The organism is Streptomyces sp. NRRL F-5630 (assembly GCF_000719475.1).
GTDB lineage: Bacteria > Actinomycetota > Actinomycetes > Streptomycetales > Streptomycetaceae > Streptomyces.
Map to the genome: position 1 here is coordinate 42,240 of NZ_JOGO01000027.1, position 14,300 is coordinate 56,539.

The 14,300-nt window shown below is 73.0% G+C and carries 15 protein-coding genes; 8 read left to right on the forward strand and 7 right to left on the reverse strand.

The window, feature by feature from the left end:
• Positions 1 to 21: 21 nt before the first annotated feature.
• From IF99_RS0115055 to IF99_RS0115065, 3 genes are all read right to left on the reverse strand, one after another.
• Positions 22 to 1,605 (reverse strand): DUF2637 domain-containing protein, encoded by a 1,584-nt coding sequence (locus IF99_RS0115055; protein WP_030996991.1) that lies wholly within the window; start codon positions 1,603 to 1,605, stop codon positions 22 to 24.
• Positions 1,606 to 1,841: 236 nt separating this feature from the next.
• Positions 1,842 to 2,804 (reverse strand): hypothetical protein, encoded by a 963-nt coding sequence (locus tag IF99_RS0115060; protein ID WP_030996992.1) that lies wholly within the window; start codon positions 2,802 to 2,804, stop codon positions 1,842 to 1,844.
• A 140-nt stretch (positions 2,805 to 2,944) separates the two neighbouring features.
• Positions 2,945 to 3,859, reverse strand: coding sequence for a hypothetical protein (locus IF99_RS0115065; RefSeq protein WP_030996993.1), 915 nt, complete (start codon positions 3,857 to 3,859; stop codon positions 2,945 to 2,947).
• A 329-nt stretch (positions 3,860 to 4,188) separates the two neighbouring features.
• Here IF99_RS0115065 and IF99_RS0115070 point away from each other — a divergent pair, with 329 nt between their 5' ends.
• Positions 4,189 to 5,382 carry an RtcB family protein gene (locus IF99_RS0115070; RefSeq protein WP_030996994.1) on the forward strand — a complete coding sequence of 398 codons (1,194 nt, stop codon included), beginning with the start codon at positions 4,189 to 4,191 and terminating at the stop codon, positions 5,380 to 5,382.
• A gap of 166 nt (positions 5,383 to 5,548) precedes the next feature.
• On the opposite strand, the gene IF99_RS0115075 is transcribed toward IF99_RS0115070, so the two are convergent.
• The 3 genes from IF99_RS0115075 to IF99_RS0115085 form a co-directional block, all read right to left on the reverse strand.
• Positions 5,549 to 5,743, reverse strand: a complete 195-nt coding sequence (locus tag IF99_RS0115075; RefSeq protein ID WP_030996995.1) for a hypothetical protein — start codon at positions 5,741 to 5,743, stop codon at positions 5,549 to 5,551.
• Positions 5,733 to 6,494, reverse strand: a complete 762-nt coding sequence (locus tag IF99_RS0115080; protein ID WP_030996996.1) for an SDR family NAD(P)-dependent oxidoreductase — start codon at positions 6,492 to 6,494, stop codon at positions 5,733 to 5,735. Before IF99_RS0115080 ends, IF99_RS0115075 begins: the two co-directional genes overlap by 11 nt.
• A gap of 116 nt (positions 6,495 to 6,610) precedes the next feature.
• Entirely contained in the window at positions 6,611 to 6,946 is a 336-nt protein-coding gene (locus IF99_RS0115085; protein WP_030996997.1) for a YnfA family protein, read from the reverse strand.
• Between the two features lie 77 nt (positions 6,947 to 7,023).
• Here IF99_RS0115085 and IF99_RS0115090 point away from each other — a divergent pair, with 77 nt between their 5' ends.
• The 5 genes from IF99_RS0115090 (at position 7,024) to IF99_RS0115110 (ending at position 10,935) form a co-directional block, all read left to right on the forward strand.
• The gene (locus IF99_RS0115090; RefSeq protein ID WP_030996998.1) at positions 7,024 to 7,797 is read left to right on the forward strand and encodes a hypothetical protein; all 774 of its coding nucleotides are present in this window, start codon (positions 7,024 to 7,026) and stop codon (positions 7,795 to 7,797) included.
• Positions 7,798 to 8,010: 213 nt separating this feature from the next.
• Positions 8,011 to 9,105 (forward strand): LLM class flavin-dependent oxidoreductase, encoded by a 1,095-nt coding sequence (locus tag IF99_RS0115095; protein ID WP_030996999.1) that lies wholly within the window; start codon positions 8,011 to 8,013, stop codon positions 9,103 to 9,105.
• Positions 9,105 to 9,737: an FMN reductase gene (locus IF99_RS0115100; protein ID WP_030997000.1), complete on the forward strand. Its 633-nt coding sequence runs from the start codon at positions 9,105 to 9,107 to the stop codon at positions 9,735 to 9,737. Before IF99_RS0115095 ends, IF99_RS0115100 begins: the two co-directional genes overlap by 1 nt.
• Positions 9,738 to 9,808: 71 nt before the next feature.
• Positions 9,809 to 10,291: a cupin gene (locus IF99_RS0115105; RefSeq protein WP_078655103.1), complete on the forward strand. Its 483-nt coding sequence runs from the start codon at positions 9,809 to 9,811 to the stop codon at positions 10,289 to 10,291.
• A gap of 68 nt (positions 10,292 to 10,359) precedes the next feature.
• Positions 10,360 to 10,935, forward strand: a complete 576-nt coding sequence (locus IF99_RS0115110) for a Uma2 family endonuclease (protein WP_030997002.1) — start codon at positions 10,360 to 10,362, stop codon at positions 10,933 to 10,935.
• A gap of 82 nt (positions 10,936 to 11,017) precedes the next feature.
• On the opposite strand, the gene IF99_RS0115115 is transcribed toward IF99_RS0115110, so the two are convergent.
• On the reverse strand, positions 11,018 to 11,581 hold the full coding sequence (locus IF99_RS0115115; RefSeq protein ID WP_078491270.1) for a hypothetical protein: 564 nt from the start codon (positions 11,579 to 11,581) through the stop codon (positions 11,018 to 11,020).
• Between the two features lie 321 nt (positions 11,582 to 11,902).
• Between IF99_RS0115115 and hemL the strand changes: the two genes are divergently transcribed.
• Positions 11,903 to 13,225, forward strand: coding sequence for a glutamate-1-semialdehyde 2,1-aminomutase (hemL, locus tag IF99_RS0115120; protein WP_030997003.1), 1,323 nt, complete (start codon positions 11,903 to 11,905; stop codon positions 13,223 to 13,225).
• A gap of 60 nt (positions 13,226 to 13,285) precedes the next feature.
• On the forward strand, positions 13,286 to 13,990 hold the full coding sequence (locus tag IF99_RS0115125; RefSeq protein ID WP_030997004.1) for a histidine phosphatase family protein: 705 nt from the start codon (positions 13,286 to 13,288) through the stop codon (positions 13,988 to 13,990).
• The last annotated feature ends 310 nt before the right edge of the window (positions 13,991 to 14,300 follow it).

Genomic DNA, 14,300 nt, shown 5'->3' on the forward strand with positions numbered 1-14,300 from the left:
CTTCCGGCTGGGCGGGGTGGCTCAGGCGGGTGCGTCGGCGTCCAGCTCGCCGGTGTGGCGCGGCTCGAACTCCGCCAGCCACGCGGCGAGTTCACGCTCGGGGAGCGGGCCGCCCCCGGGGGCGGTGACGTTGTAGTTCTCCAGCAGGTACTTGCCGAACTGGCGGGGGTTCGGGAAGCCGCCCATCTCGCGCACGTACTGCCGGAAGACGCCGTAGTACGCCTCCTCGCGCGAGATGTCGTCGGGCAGCCAGTCGTCCTTCCCGGAGGGGGCGTCGCCGGGGGCGGCCTCCTCGGCGGGCGCCTCGGCGGCGGGGGAGTCCTGGTGCCGGCCGGGGACACGGGAGCCGGGAGCGGCCTCGGCCCCGGAACGCTCGGCGAGGGGCCGGGTGCGGTGCGGACCGGCCGGGACCTGGATGGGCTCCGTCCCCTCTTCCTCCCGCCGCCCCGGCTCCTGCCCGGGTGCCCGCTGCTCCCGCTCCCGTGCCTGCTCCCGCTCCCGTGCCTGCTCCCGCTCCGGTGCCTGGTCCTGCTGCCCCTCGTGGTCCTGCTGCCCCTCGTACCAGTGCTGCGGCTGGTACGGGGCGTGGAAGCGCGGGGCGAAGCGGGGGTCCTCCTCGTCGACCGGGGGCTCCGGGTACTCGGGGTCCTCGGGCAGGGCGTACGACTCGGGGGCGAAGGACGGGTCGTAGCCGCCCTGGTAGGCCACGGCCTGCGGGTGGCCCTTGAACCACGGGCTCGTCGGCTCCTGCGCGGCGGGCTGCTCGTGGACGGGCGCGGCCTGCGGCTGCTGGGGCTGCTGGGGTGCGGGGGGCGTGGGTGGCGCGGGCTGCCGCGCGGCCTGGGCCGTGAGCTGGGCCCTGGGCCCCGCCTCCGTGACGGCCGCCGCCTCCACGGGGGCCACGACGGGCTTGCTCGGGTCGATGCCGGCGGCGGCGAGCCCGTCGGGCGCCGTCTGGGAGAGCGGGACGCCGTACCGCGCCAGGCGCAGCGGCATGAGCGACTCGACGGGCGCCTTGCGCCGCCAGGAACGGCCGAAGCGGGAGCGCAGCCGGGCCCGGTAGACGAGCCGCTCCTGCTCCAGCTTGATGACCTCCTCGTAACTGCGCAGCTCCCACAGCTTCATGCGCCGCCACAGCAGGAAGGTCGGCACGGGCGAGAGCAGCCAGCGGGTGATCCGCACGCCCTCCATGTGCCGGTCCGCCGTGATGTCGGCGATCCGCCCGATCGCGTGCCGCGCGGCCTCGACCGAGACGACGAAGAGCACGGGGATGACGGCGTGCATGCCGACGCCGAGCGGGTCCGGCCAGGCGGCGGCACCGTTGAAGGCGATCGTCGCGGCTGTGAGCAGCCAGGCGGTCTGACGGAGCAACGGGAAGGGGATGCGAATCCACGTCAGGAGCAGGTCGAGCGCGAGCAGGACGCAGATGCCCGCGTCGATCCCGATCGGCAGGACGTAGCTGAAGTTCCCGAAGCCCTTCTCCAGGGCGAGTTCGCGCACGGCCGCGTACGAACCGGCGAAACCGATCCCCGCGATGATCACCGCGCCCGCGACGACCACACCCACGAGGATGCGGTGAGTCCGTGTCAACTGCGTCGCGGCCACCCGCGATCCCTCCCTCTCGCTGCCAGGCGCCTTCCGACGTGCGCCCCCACAGGTTGGCACACGCGTTCGGCGGGTGAGGCCACCGGGCGGCCCCGCACGCGCCCTCGCGCACGGGTTCCCGCAAGCCGGAGCGGGGGAGGGGCGTGTCCTGATCGTTACGGCGGGGGTACGCGAAACCCCCGTACCGGCCGGTCCTGGGGAGGGGCCGGGTACGGGGGTGACGGGGTGCGCGGGGCTCAGTCCGCCGACTTCTCCTCGTCGGCGTCCTTGCCGGTGGACGTGTCGGCCGACGCGGAGCCGGAGGGGCTCGCGGCCGGGGACTTCGAGGACGTGGCGTCCTTGCCGGACTTGTCCGCGTCCGACTTCTTGCCGTCGTCCTTCTTCGGGGACTCGCTCGCACCCTTCGAGGCGTCGTCCGCGCCCGAGTCGCCGGAGCCGTTCCCCGCGCCGCCGTTCGCCGCCGCGACCGCCGCGACCGCGTCGTCCGCCGCGCGCTTGGCGTTCTTGAGGAGCTTGGCCGGGTCCGGGTCCTTCTCGCCCGCGAGGCCCGCGCCGTTGTAGTCGAGGGTGAGGACCGCGTTCGCCGTGCGCACGAGCAGCGTCTGCTGCCGGAAGTCCCCCTCCTTCTTCTTCAGCTTGTACGTGACGGCGGTCGCCTCGTCGCCGAGCCCCGTGAGCTTCTCGCTCTTGAGGCCCTTCGCGTCCGCCGTCGCCCGCGCCGCCGCGATCTGCTTGGCGAGGTAGGAGGCGGCGCGCTCGTCGCCCGTGCCGAGCGTCGCGTCGGAGTCGAAGCGGACGAGGGCGAGGCTCAGCCAGCGGTACTGCGAACCGTGCACGCCGTTGCTGTCGAGGCTGTTCCAGGAGCAGGTGCCGCGCGCGTTCAGGTCGTCGGAGCTGCCCTGGCTGCCCTTCTTGTCCTTCGCGGCGGGCACGAGGGCCTTGAGGGTCTTGGCGCTCACCGCGGCACAGGGCTCGGGGAGCTTCGCGTACTTGGCCCGTACGGTCGCCGTACCGGTGGCCTCGGGGGAGGCGCTGTCGCCCGTCTTCGCGCTCTCGCCGCTCCCGGCGGCGGCGGACTTCTTGGCGTCGTCCTTCGCCCCCGCGTCGTCGGAGCCGGAGGAGCAGCCCGCCGCCACGAGGATCACGGGAACGGCCGCGCAGGCGAGTATGCGGGAGAGACGCTGTACTGGTCGGTGCATGGTTCCTTCGCTCAGGTCGGGCGACCGGGGCCACGGGGGCCCGGCCGACAGGTCCGGTGAGTCACCGTACGCCGGACAAAGGCCCCCGTACGCCCCGTGCGCCTCCCCGGGCTCCGGCGCGAAGCCGCCGTCCCGCCTGCTCAGTCCTCGAAGGCGCTCGCGATCCGGTCCGCCAGTTTCCGTGCCTTGTCCTGCATTTCCCTGCTGTCGGGCACCTCGTCCCCACCGCCCGGCCGCTGCTGGTAGATGACGCTCACGACGACGTTCGACGTGCGGAACACCACAGTGACGGTGCGGTGCGAGGCGCCCGCCGAGGCGGTGTCCAGGGAGTCGTTCAGGAAGGCGTCGTTGCCGAGGCCCGAGAGCGTCCGGGGGAGGAGTTCGGCGGGAGTGGTGGTGCTATCGCCCGAAGTGGTGGGAGAAGGGCTGGTGCTGGCGGATTGCCCGCTCTTGCCCTTTTCCTTGTCTCCGGCGGAGGGGCTTCCGGAGGGAGAGCCGGAGCCGCCGGGCGACGGGGAGCCGCCGGCGCTCGCGGACGCCGGGCCGCTCGGGGAGCCGCTCGCGGTCCCGGACGCCGAGCCGCTCGGGGACGGGTCCGGGATGTGCGCGGCGGTGAGGCGCTTCTCGAAGATCTCGCGCGCCCTGTCGTCGTCGCTCTTCGCCGCGTCGTAGGAGACGACCCGCTCCAGGTCGAGCGTGAGCGAGTCGGTGCGGCCCTCGCCACCGGCGGCCTGGGCGGACTCGGCCTTCCAGGCGCAGCCGGACTTGCGCTCGTTGTCGAAGGTCGGGGCGAGCGTGCCCGCGTAGCCGTCCTCGCGGTCGTCCGCCGCGAGTTCGCGCAGTCCGGGGAGGAGGGAGTCGAGCGTCGGGCGGTCGACGGCCTTGCAGGGCTGCGGGAGGGTGTCGAAGCGGCCCGGGCGGGGGGCCGCGGCCGTCGTGGTGTCGCTCGCGCCGCGCTTGGCGTCCGGGTCCCCGGCGTTCTCGCCGCCCGTGCACCCGGCGAGTGCCACCGCCAGCAGGACCGCGACGCCGGGCGCCCACGCCTTCCCGCGCATTCGTGCAGCTCCCCTCGTCACGACCCGCGCCGCCTCGGGGCGCGTGCGGCGCGCCTGGGAGCGGGGTCTCGTGCCGGTTAATCGGTTGCCGCGGGTATGCGGCCGATGGAGACAATGTGTACCGCACGAGCCGAGGAGCACGCCGGTCGCTTGTCCCTTTTGATGCCCCTGGCTGCGGTATGTGTGACCGCATTTTTGTGTGAACGAGATGGAGTGCGGGCGCAGTTCTGCCCGTCACATGATCATTTTTGCCCATTCCCGGCTTTTTCCGTCGAGGCGTGTTCGTACGCCCTGACGGGTGTCCCTGCCGGGTGTTCCGAGGGGGAACCATGCCGTACACCGAACTGCCCGGAGCGCGGGTGCCGATCCGGCTGTGGGCCGACCCGGCCGAGGTCGATCCCGGCGCGCTCGACCAGCTCCGCAACACCGCGACGCTCCCGTGGATCGCGGGCCTCGCCGTCATGCCGGACGTGCACTACGGCAAGGGCGCCACGGTCGGCTCGGTGATCGCGATGCGCGACGCGGTGTGCCCGGCGGCGGTCGGTGTGGACATCGGCTGCGGGATGTCGGCGGTCCGCACCTCGCTGACCGCGAACGACCTCCCCGGCGACCTCTCCCGCCTGCGCGCGCGCATCGAGCAGGCGATCCCGGTCGGGCGCGGGATGCACGCCTCCCCCGTCGACCCGGGCCGTCTGCACGGCTTCCCCACAGCGGGCTGGGACGACTTCTGGTCGCGCTTCGGCACGGTCGCGGAGGCCGTGCGCTTCCGCCGCGAGCGGGCGGGGCAGCAGATGGGGACGCTCGGCTCGGGCAACCACATGATCGAGTTCTGCCTCGACTCGGAGGACCAGGTGTGGCTCATGCTCCACTCCGGGTCCCGCAACATCGGCAAGGAACTCGCCGAGCACCACATCGGCATCGCGCAGGCGCTCCCGCACAACCAGGGCCTCGTCGACCGCGACCTCGCGGTCTTCCTCGCGGGGACCCCGCAGATGGCCGCGTACCGCAACGACCTCTACTGGGCGCAGGAGTACGCGAAGCACAACCGCGCCGTGATGATGGGGCTCTTCAAGGACGTCGTCCGCAAGGAGTTCAAGAAGGCGAAGCCGGTCTTCGCGCAGGAGATCAGCTGCCACCACAACTACGTGGCGGAGGAGCGCTACGAGGGTGTGGACCTGCTCGTGACACGCAAGGGCGCGATCCGGGCGGGCAGCGGCGAGTACGGGATCATCCCGGGTTCGATGGGCACGTCCTCGTACATCGTGAAGGGCCTCGGCAATGCCGCCGCGTTCAACTCCGCCTCGCACGGCGCGGGCCGCCGCATGAGCCGCAACGCGGCGAAGCGGCGCTTCACGCTCAAGGACCTGGAGGAGCAGACGCGGGGCGTCGAGTGCCGCAAGGACGCGGGCGTCATCGACGAGATCCCGGCCGCTTACAAGCCGATCGAGCAGGTCATGGAGCGGCAGCGGGACCTCGTGGAGGTCGTCGCGAAGCTCAAGCAGGTGGTGTGCGTCAAGGGCTGAGGGACGGGGCGCGGCGGGGCTCGGGGCGCCGCCGCGCCCGCGCCCGGCCGCCCGCGCCGCCTCGGCCGGACGGGCGTGACGCCCTGGCCGGACGGGCGTGACGCCCACCCGCCTCGGCCGTGACGCCCACCCGCCTCGGCCGGACAGCCGTCGCGCCCGTGCCGCCTCAGCCCGCGTGCTTGATCGCGAGGATCAGGACGAAGGCGACGAGGTGGATGCCGAAGAGGAAGTAGCCCAGGTACCACCACAGGTACCGCTCGTTGCGCTTCTCCTCGGCGAGCCTGCGCCGGTCGTACTCCTGCTCCAGGCGGGCGAGCGGATCGGCCTCCGGAGGGACCTCCGGGGGGCCGTCAGGATTCACGGTGCACCTTCGTGTTGCTGGCCTGGGCACGGGGCCGTACGACCAGCAGGTCGATGTTCACGTGGGCCGGACGTGTCACCGCGAAGGCGACGGTGTCCGCGACGTCCTCGGCGGTCAGCGGCTCGGCGACGCCCTTGTAGACGTTCGCGGCCTTCTCCTCGTCGCCGTGGAAGCGGGTGAGGGCGAAGCCCTCGGTACGGACCATGCCGGGCGCGATCTCGATGACGCGCACCGGCGTCCCCACGATCTCCAGGCGCAGCGTCTCGGCGAGCACGTGCTCCGCGTGCTTCGCCGCGACGTACCCGGCGCCGCCCTCGTACGTGCCGTGCCCGGCCGTCGAGGTGAGCACCACGACGGTGCCGTCCCCGCTCGCCGTGAGCGCGGGGAGCAGGGCCTGCGTCACGTGCAGCGTGCCGAGGACGTTGACCTCGTACATCCGCCGCCACTCGTCCGGGTCACCGCTCGCGACCGGGTCGGCGCCGAGCGCCCCGCCCGCGTTGTTGACGAGGACGTGCGCCTCGTCGAGAGTGCGGGCGAAGGCGTCCACGGCGGCACGGTCCGTGACGTCCAGCGCGTACGCCTCGGCCCGGTGCCCCGCCGCGCGCAGCTTCGCGGCGAGTGCCTCGATACGGTCCGCGCGGCGCGCGGTCAGGACGACGCGGAAGCCCGCCTCGGCGAGCCGCTCGGCACTCGCGGCACCGATGCCCCCGCTGGCTCCGGTGACGACGGCGGTACGGGGGGCGGTGGTCATGGACGGGCTCCTGGGGGCGAGGGGCTACGGGGCGTTTTCCAGCATAGGCGCGGGGGTGGCGCGGCTCGGCGGGGGCGAGGGGCGGCCGCGCTCAGGGAAGCGAGGCGCGGCTGTGCTCAGTGGCCGCGAGGCGCGTACATGATCACGGCCATTCCCGCGAGGCAGATGAGCGCGCCCGTGACGTCGTAGCGGTCGGGGCGGTAGCCGTCCGCCACGACGCCCCAGGCGATCGACCCGGCGACGAAGACGCCGCCGTACGCGGCGAGGATGCGGCCGAACTCGCCGTCGGGCTGGAGCGTGGCCGCGAAACCGTACAGGCCGAGGGCGATGACCCCGGCGCCGATCCAGATCCACCCCTTGTGCTCGCGCACCCCTTGCCAGACGAGCCAGGCGCCGCCGATCTCGAAGAGGGCGGCGAGGACGAAGAGGAGGCCGGAGCGCAGGACTGTCACGCGGGAATGGTGGCACGGGACCGGGTCCCGGAGGAGAGCGGGCGCTGGTCGCGGCCCCGGCCCGTACGCTCTCGTCCGTGGACGACCTCACCCTTGCCGCGCGCCTCGGCCGGTTCCGCGCCTCCGTCGCCCGGGGGCAGGCGCTCCGTGTCGCCGAGGTCCCCGGCGGCCTCGCCGTCCTCGACGACGAGTTCCCGCTCTCGCACGAGCACAACCAGCTCCTCCTGACGGAGCCGGAGCTCGCGCCCGACGACCTTCCGGCGCTCGCCGACGAGCTGTTCGCCCACCTCCCGCACCGCCGCGTCGCCCTCCTCGACGGCACCCTCACGGCGGCGTACGCGGACGTCCTGGGCCGCGCCGGGTACGCGCGCGAGGACGAGGTCGTCATGGTCCACGAGGGGCCGGTGCCCGCGCCCGCCGCGTCGGTGCGCGAGGTCGGCGCCGCCGCGCTCTCCGGCCCCTACGGCCGCCGGCTCCGTACGTGGATGCCCGAGGCGGGGCCCGAGCTGCTCCGCCAGCTCGTCGAGCGCAGGCGGCGCAGGCGCGCGGGAGCCGAGGACGTGCGCTTCCTCGCCTCGTGCACGGAGAGCTGCGAGATCGCCTCCTGGGCGGACCTCTACCTCGACCGCGCCGCCGGGATCGCGCAGACCGAGGAGGTCGTGACCGCCGGGGAACACCTCGGGCACGGCCACGGCGACGCGGTGCTCGCGACCGCCCTGCACCTCGCCGCCCGGGCGGGCTGCGGCGTGCGCTTCCTCGTCGCGGACGCGGCGGACTGGCCGCGCGAGTGGTATGGGCGGCGGGGCTACCGGGCGGTGGGCACCAGCAGCGGCTTCGTCCGCACGGGCTGAGCGCCCCCCGCGCGGCCCCGGTTCCCCCGGAAGCCCAGCTCAGCGCCTTCCCCCTGCACCCTCCCGTGCCCTGTGCTGCCCTGGAAGGGCCGGTCCGTGCGCTCCGGCGCGGGGACGGAATACGGCGGGGGCCCCTCCCCGTTGTCGCGGAGGCACCGTATGGTTGAACCGTAAACTATATGGGCAGTCGAGAGGCGGACGAGAGTCATGGGTATGCAGTTCGGCATCTTCAGCGTGGGGGACGTCACCGCCGACCCCACGAACGGCCGCACGCCGAGCGAGGCGGAGCGGATCAAGGCGATGCTCACCATCGCCGAGAAGGCGGAGGAGGTCGGGCTCGACGTCTTCGCGACCGGCGAGCACCACAACCCGCCCTTCGTGCCGTCCTCGCCCACGACGATGCTCGGCTACCTCGCGGCGAAGACGGAGCACCTCGTCCTCTCCACCGCCACGACGCTCATCACCACCAACGACCCGGTGAAGATCGCCGAGGACTTCGCGATGCTCCAGCACATCGCGGACGGCCGCATGGACCTCATGCTCGGGCGCGGCAACACCGGGCCGGTCTACCCCTGGTTCGGCAAGGACATCCGCGAGGGCATCCCGCTCGCGATCGAGAACTACGCGCTGCTGCACAAGCTGTGGCACGAGGACGTCGTGAACTGGGCGGGCAAGTTCCGTACCCCGCTCGAATCCTTCACCTCCACCCCGCGCCCGCTCGACGGCGTCGCGCCCTTCGTGTGGCACGGCTCGATCCGCTCGCCCGAGATCGCGGAGCAGGCGGCCTACTACGGCGACGGCTTCTTCCACAACAACATCTTCTGGCCGATGTCCCACACCAAGCGCATGGTGCGCCTGTACCGCAACCGGTACGCGCACTACGGGCACGGCACCGAGGCGCAGGCGATCGTGGGTCTCGGCGGCCAGGTGTTCATGCGGAAGAACTCGCAGGACGCGGTGCGGGAGTTCCGCCCCTACTTCGACAACGCGCCCGTCTACGGGCACGGCCCCACGATGGAGGAGTTCACCGCGCAGACCCCGCTCACCGTCGGCTCGCCGCAGCAGGTCATCGAGCGCACGCTCTCCTTCCGCGACGAGATCGGCGACTACCAGCGGCAGCTCTTCCTCATGGACCACGCGGGGCTCCCGCTCAAGACGGTCCTCGAACAGCTCGACATCCTCGGCGAGGAGGTCGTCCCCGTCCTGCGCGAGGAGTTCGCCAAGGGCCGCCCGGCGGACGTGCCGGACGCGCCGACCCACGCCGCCCGCGTGGCCGCCGCCCCGGCCCCGGAAGGAGCGAACACCTGATGAAACTCGTCGTCGTCTCAGCGGGCCTCAGCGTCCCCTCGTCCACCCGGCTGCTCGCCGACCGCCTCGCCGAGGCGGTACGCCTCGCGGTCGCGGAGAAGGACCCGGACGAGCCGGTCGAGACCGAGACCGTCGAACTGCGCGACCACGCCAAGGACATCGCGAACACCTTCGTGACGGGCTTCCCGCCGCCCAAGCTCGAAGAGGCCCTGGAGCACGTGACGCGCGCGGACGGCCTGATCGTCGTGACGCCGATCTTCTCGGCCTCCTACAGCGGCCTGTTCAAGTCCTTCTTCGACGTGCTCGACCAGGACGCCCTGACCGGCAAACCGGTCCTGATCGCGGCGACGGGCGGCTCCCCGCGCCACTCCCTCGCCCTGGAACACGCCCTGCGGCCCCTCTTCGCCTACCTCCGCGCGGTCGTCGTCCCGACCGGCGTCTACGCGGCCTCGGAGGACTGGGGCAGCGAAGGCTCCGCGGACGGCCCGCTGGCGGGCCGCATGTCCCGGGCCGCCGGGGAGCTGGCCGCCCTCACCTGCGGCACGGGCAGCCGTCCAGGGCCGCCGCGGGACGCCTTCGAGGAGGTCGTGCCCTTCGCGGAGCAGCTCGCGGCGCTGCGCGGCGAGGAGTAGCCCCGGCGCGGCGGGTACCCGCACGGCGCTCTCGCCGTGCGGGCGGCGCCGCTCCGGGTGAGGCTGGTCCCATGGAGCTGATGGAACCGATCTCGCTCGACACCATCGCGAACGAACTGCACCTCGAAGCGATGGCGTCCCCCTCGAAGCGTGCGGCCCGCACCGTCCAGGGCGGTACGGGCCATGCCCTGCGCCAGACGGTCATCGCACTGTGCGCGGGCACCGACCTCTCCGACCACGAGGGCCCCGACGAGGCCACCCTCCAGGTCCTCAAGGGCCGCGTGAGGATCACCCGCCCCCAGTCCGACACGCTCGCCGAGACGGTCGTCGACATGGGCGAGATCCTTTTGGTCCCCCGCACCTTCCACGGCCTGCGCGCGGTCAACGACGCGGTCATCCTCCTGACCGTCTCCATGGCCGAGGCCGCCGACAACGCGAGGCCCCCGGCCGAGGAGTCCCAACCCCTGCCCCCGGCGGAGGAGTCCCGGCCCCTGACCTCCACCCCTCAAACCCCGCTCTCCACACCGCAGGAGCCGCCGAGCGGGGTGGCGTGAGGGAGCCCTTCGGCAGCGCCGGGCCGCTACCCTTGAATCCCACACCGGGACTTGAGGGGCGGCGGCACATGGCGACAGCTGTTGATCACCGCCCGCAGATGAGTACCGAGGACTTCGAGGAGTTGACGGCACACGCGCCGGAGACGGTCACTCTGGAGTTTCTGGGGGGAAAAATCGGGGTGAAGGCAGTGCCGGACGGGTACCACAACGCGATCATGCTGTGGTTGTTGCGGCGCTGCATTCAGGCCCGGCCTGATCTGGACCTGTGGATCGAGCAGTCGCTACAGGTCGAGGGGTACCGCAAGGGGCGCGCTCGCGTGGATGGCGTGCTCGCACCGGTGGATCACTACGCGGTCCCCGAGGAGTGGGCGAGCCCCGAAGGCGCTCTGATGGCGGTCGAGGTCACCTCGTACGAAGCGGACACCAACCGCCGTGACCGCGTCGAAAAACCCGCCGCCTACGCCGAGGCGGGAATCCCCCTGTACCTCCTCATCGACCGCGATTCCTGCGAGTCGGTCGTGCACAGCGAACCGGAGGGCGGCAAGTACCGCACGATCCACTCGTACCCCTTCGGCGCCGACTTCTCCCTGCCGGGTCTCGGCATCGCACTCGCCACGGAAGACCTCAAGCGGTACGTGCGCTGAACACCGGCCCGGGAGCGCGAGGCGTTCCCGGGTGCGAACCGCCCGCCTCGCGCCCAGGCTCAGCCGCCGGCCGTGCGCACGCTCAGGGCCACACCAGGCAGTACGGCTGATGCCCCGCCTCATGCAGCCGCTGGCTGAAGTCCTGCCACTCGTGCAGCAGGCGGTAGATGTCGAAGGCGTCGCGGGGGCCGCCGCGGTCGGGGACCGTGGACCAGATGAAGGCGGCGGCGCCGACCGACTCCTCGCCGATGCCGCGGAGCGGGTCGACCGCCGTCATGGGGAGCTTGACCACGGCGTAGTCGGGGTGGAGGACGACGAGTTCGAGGGGCGGGACGCGGTAGAGAGGTATGCCCTGGATGCCGGTGAGGACCATCGCCGCCATCGTCTCCGGCTTGATCTTCGTGAACATCCCGTTCATGCCCAGCTCGTCGCCGCCCAGCTCCTCGGGCCGCATCGAGACCGGGACCCGGGCCGCCGTCGCTCCGTCGGGCGCGCCGAAGTACTTGTAGGTCACCCCCATGCGCCCGCTCCCCCCTGTGGGCACTTCGCGGCGCTCCTCCGTGTCGTCGCGCCGGTGCCGTCCCCGCCTGGCACGCCGAGGACCGAGGTCACCGGTCCCCTCGCCCAGTCCGCCACCGCGTTGCATATGTCCACCCGACTGCCCTCAGCGTCGCACGGTCCCGCCGTACAACCCGATCATCGTGTCGTTGACCTCCCCCGCACCAGCCCGCCGAAACGTGCCCCGCCGGATCGGCCGGAACCCCCGCGCGACCCGCGGGCTCCCGCCGCGTCACGGCCGCCGCCGGTCCCTGGTCGGGAGAGCGCACGCGGCTCTGACACCATGGCGGGAGTGAGCTGTTCCGTACGGGCCCCAGTTTCGCAGACGCGCGCGGGAGCCGGGCCGAAGCGGGCCCGACCGGACACCGAGCAGCCGCGACCGCCCACCGCCGAGCCCTGAGAGACCGCCGTGACCCAGCCTTACCCCTACGAAGCCCCCGTCTCGCAGCGCCTCTTCGACCGCGCGCTCCAGGTCACCCCGGGCGGGGTGAACTCGCCGGTGCGGGCCTTCGGCGCGGTCGGCGGCACCCCCCGCTTCATGGCCTCGGGACAGGGCGCCTGGCTCACCGACGCCGACGGCCGCGAGTACGTCGACCTCGTCTGCTCCTGGGGCCCGATGATCCTCGGCCACGCCCACCCCGAGGTCGTCGATGCGGTGCGGGCCGCCGTCGGGCGCGGCACCTCCTTCGGCACGCCCGTCGAGGGCGAGGTCGCGCTCGCCGAGGAGATCACCGCCCGTGTCGCCCCCGCCGAGCAGGTGCGCCTCGTCTCCTCCGGCACCGAGGCGACGATGTCCGCGATCCGCCTCGCCCGCGGCTTCACGGGCCGCGCCAAGGTCGTGAAGTTCGCCGGCTGCTACCACGGTCACGTGGACGCCCTCCTCGCCGCCGCCGGTTCCGGGCTCGTCACCTTCGGCCTCCCCGACACCCCCGGCGTCACCGGCGCCCAGACCGGCGACACCCTCGTCCTCCCCTACAACGACCTCGAAGCCGTCCGCGCCGCGTTCGCCGCCCACCCCGGCGAGATCGCCTGCGTCATCACCGAGGCGTCCCCCGGCAACATGGGCATCGTGCCGCCCGCCCCCGGCTTCAACGCGGGCCTGAAGGAACTGTGCGCGGCCAACGGCGCGCTCTTCGTCTCCGACGAGGTCATGACCGGCTTCCGCACGAGCCGCGCGGGCTGGTACGGCGTCGAGGGCGTCGTCCCCGACCTCATGACCTTCGGCAAGGTCATGGGCGGCGGCTTCCCCGCCGCGGCCTTCGGCGGGCGCGCCGACGTCATGGCGCACCTCGCCCCCGTGGGCCCCGTCTACCAGGCCGGCACGCTCTCCGGGAACCCGGTCGCCACCGCCGCCGGGCTCGCCCAGCTCCGCCTCCTCGACCAGGCCGCGTACGAGAAGCTCGACGCCGTCTCCGCGCGCCTGCGGGCCCTCGTCACCGAGGCCCTCGACAAGGAGGGCGTCGCCCACCGGACGCAGACGGCGTCCACCATGTTCTCCGTCTTCTTCACCGACAAGCCGGTACGGAACTTCGACGACGCCAAGAGCCAGGACTCCTTCCGCTACACCGCGTTCTTCCACGCGATGCTCGCCGAGGGCGTCTACCTGCCGCCCTCCGCCTTCGAGTGCTGGTTCGTCTCCACCGCCCTCGACGACCGCGCCCTCGACCGCATCGCCGCCGCCCTCCCCGGGGCCGCCCGCGCCGCCGCGCGGGCCACCCCCGACAATGCCTGAGGACCCCATGCACACGGCAGCGATCACGGCACCAGCGGAAGGCGGGCCCTCGTGGCTTCGGTGAAGAACAACGGCGACGACGCGGAACTCACCGTCGTCCACGTCATGCGGCACGGCGAGGTCGAGAACCCCGATGGTGTGCTCTACGGGCGCAAGCCCGGCTACCACCTCTCGGCGCTCGGCCGCGAGATGGCCGAACGCGTCGCCGAGCACCTCGCGCCGCGCGACATCACGTACGCCGTCGCCTCCCCGCTGGAGCGCGCCCAGGAGACGGCGACCCCGCTCGCGAAGAGCCACGGGCTCGACCTCGCGACCGACCGCCGCCTCATCGAGGCCGCGAACGTCTTCGAGGGCAAGACCTTCGGCGTGGGCGACGGGGCCCTGAAGAACCCGGAGAACTGGAAGCACCTCGTCAACCCGTTCAAGCCGTCCTGGGGCGAGCCGTACGTCGACCAGGCGGTCCGGATGGTCGCCGCCGTCGAGGCCGCGCGCGACCGGGCGCGCGGGCACGAGGCCGTGTGCGTGAGCCACCAGCTCCCCATCTGGATCCTCCGCAGCTACCTGGAGCGCCGCCGCCTGTGGCACGACCCGCGCAAGCGGCAGTGCACCCTCGCCTCGCTCACGACGCTCACCTACCGCGGCGACCACCTCGTCTCGGTCGGCTACTCGGAACCGGCGCTCGACCTCGTCCCGCCGCACCTGCGGGCGGGCGCGCGCCCCGCGAAGACGGGCGGCGGGCAGCAGGGCAAGGCATTCGGGGCCTGACGGCTCTTCACGGCCGGGGGCGCCCCCGAGCGGGGCCCCTATGGCCATCCCACGCGGCATGGCCATCCCACGCGGTGCCCGTCACCTCCCGCACGGCGCCCCCTGAGCCACCTCGCGGGCGCCCCAGCCACCTCACGGGGCGCCCAGCCCCTCGCGCGACGCCCCGCCACGCCCCACCCGGTGCCACGCCACCCCCCTCGCGCGGCGCTCCACACCCTCCCCGCGCAGCCCCCCCACAGCCACCGCAAAGCCGCCGTACAGCCTGCGGTCGGGCACTCCGGAAATGCCCCCTGACGTGCGGTTTTCCCCG

What these genes read in the sequence shown, in the direction of transcription:
- IF99_RS0115100 (WP_030997000.1), top strand. Translation starts at nt 9,105, where the DNA reads ATGAAACTCGTCGTCGTCTCAGCGGGCCTCAGCGTCCCCTCGTCCACC.
- IF99_RS0115105 (WP_078655103.1), top strand. Translation starts at nt 9,809, where the DNA reads ATGGAGCTGATGGAACCGATCTCGCTCGACACCATCGCGAACGAACTG.
- IF99_RS0115070 (WP_030996994.1), top strand. Translation starts at nt 4,189, where the DNA reads ATGCCGTACACCGAACTGCCCGGAGCGCGGGTGCCGATCCGGCTGTGG.
- IF99_RS0115060 (WP_030996992.1), bottom strand. Translation starts at nt 2,804, where the DNA reads ATGCACCGACCAGTACAGCGTCTCTCCCGCATACTCGCCTGCGCGGCC.
- IF99_RS0115065 (WP_030996993.1), bottom strand. Translation starts at nt 3,859, where the DNA reads ATGCGCGGGAAGGCGTGGGCGCCCGGCGTCGCGGTCCTGCTGGCGGTG.
- IF99_RS0115095 (WP_030996999.1), top strand. Translation starts at nt 8,011, where the DNA reads ATGCAGTTCGGCATCTTCAGCGTGGGGGACGTCACCGCCGACCCCACG.
- IF99_RS0115110 (WP_030997002.1), top strand. Translation starts at nt 10,360, where the DNA reads ATGGCGACAGCTGTTGATCACCGCCCGCAGATGAGTACCGAGGACTTC.
- IF99_RS0115080 (WP_030996996.1), bottom strand. Translation starts at nt 6,494, where the DNA reads ATGACCACCGCCCCCCGTACCGCCGTCGTCACCGGAGCCAGCGGGGGC.
- IF99_RS0115115 (WP_078491270.1), bottom strand. Translation starts at nt 11,581, where the DNA reads ATGCAACGCGGTGGCGGACTGGGCGAGGGGACCGGTGACCTCGGTCCT.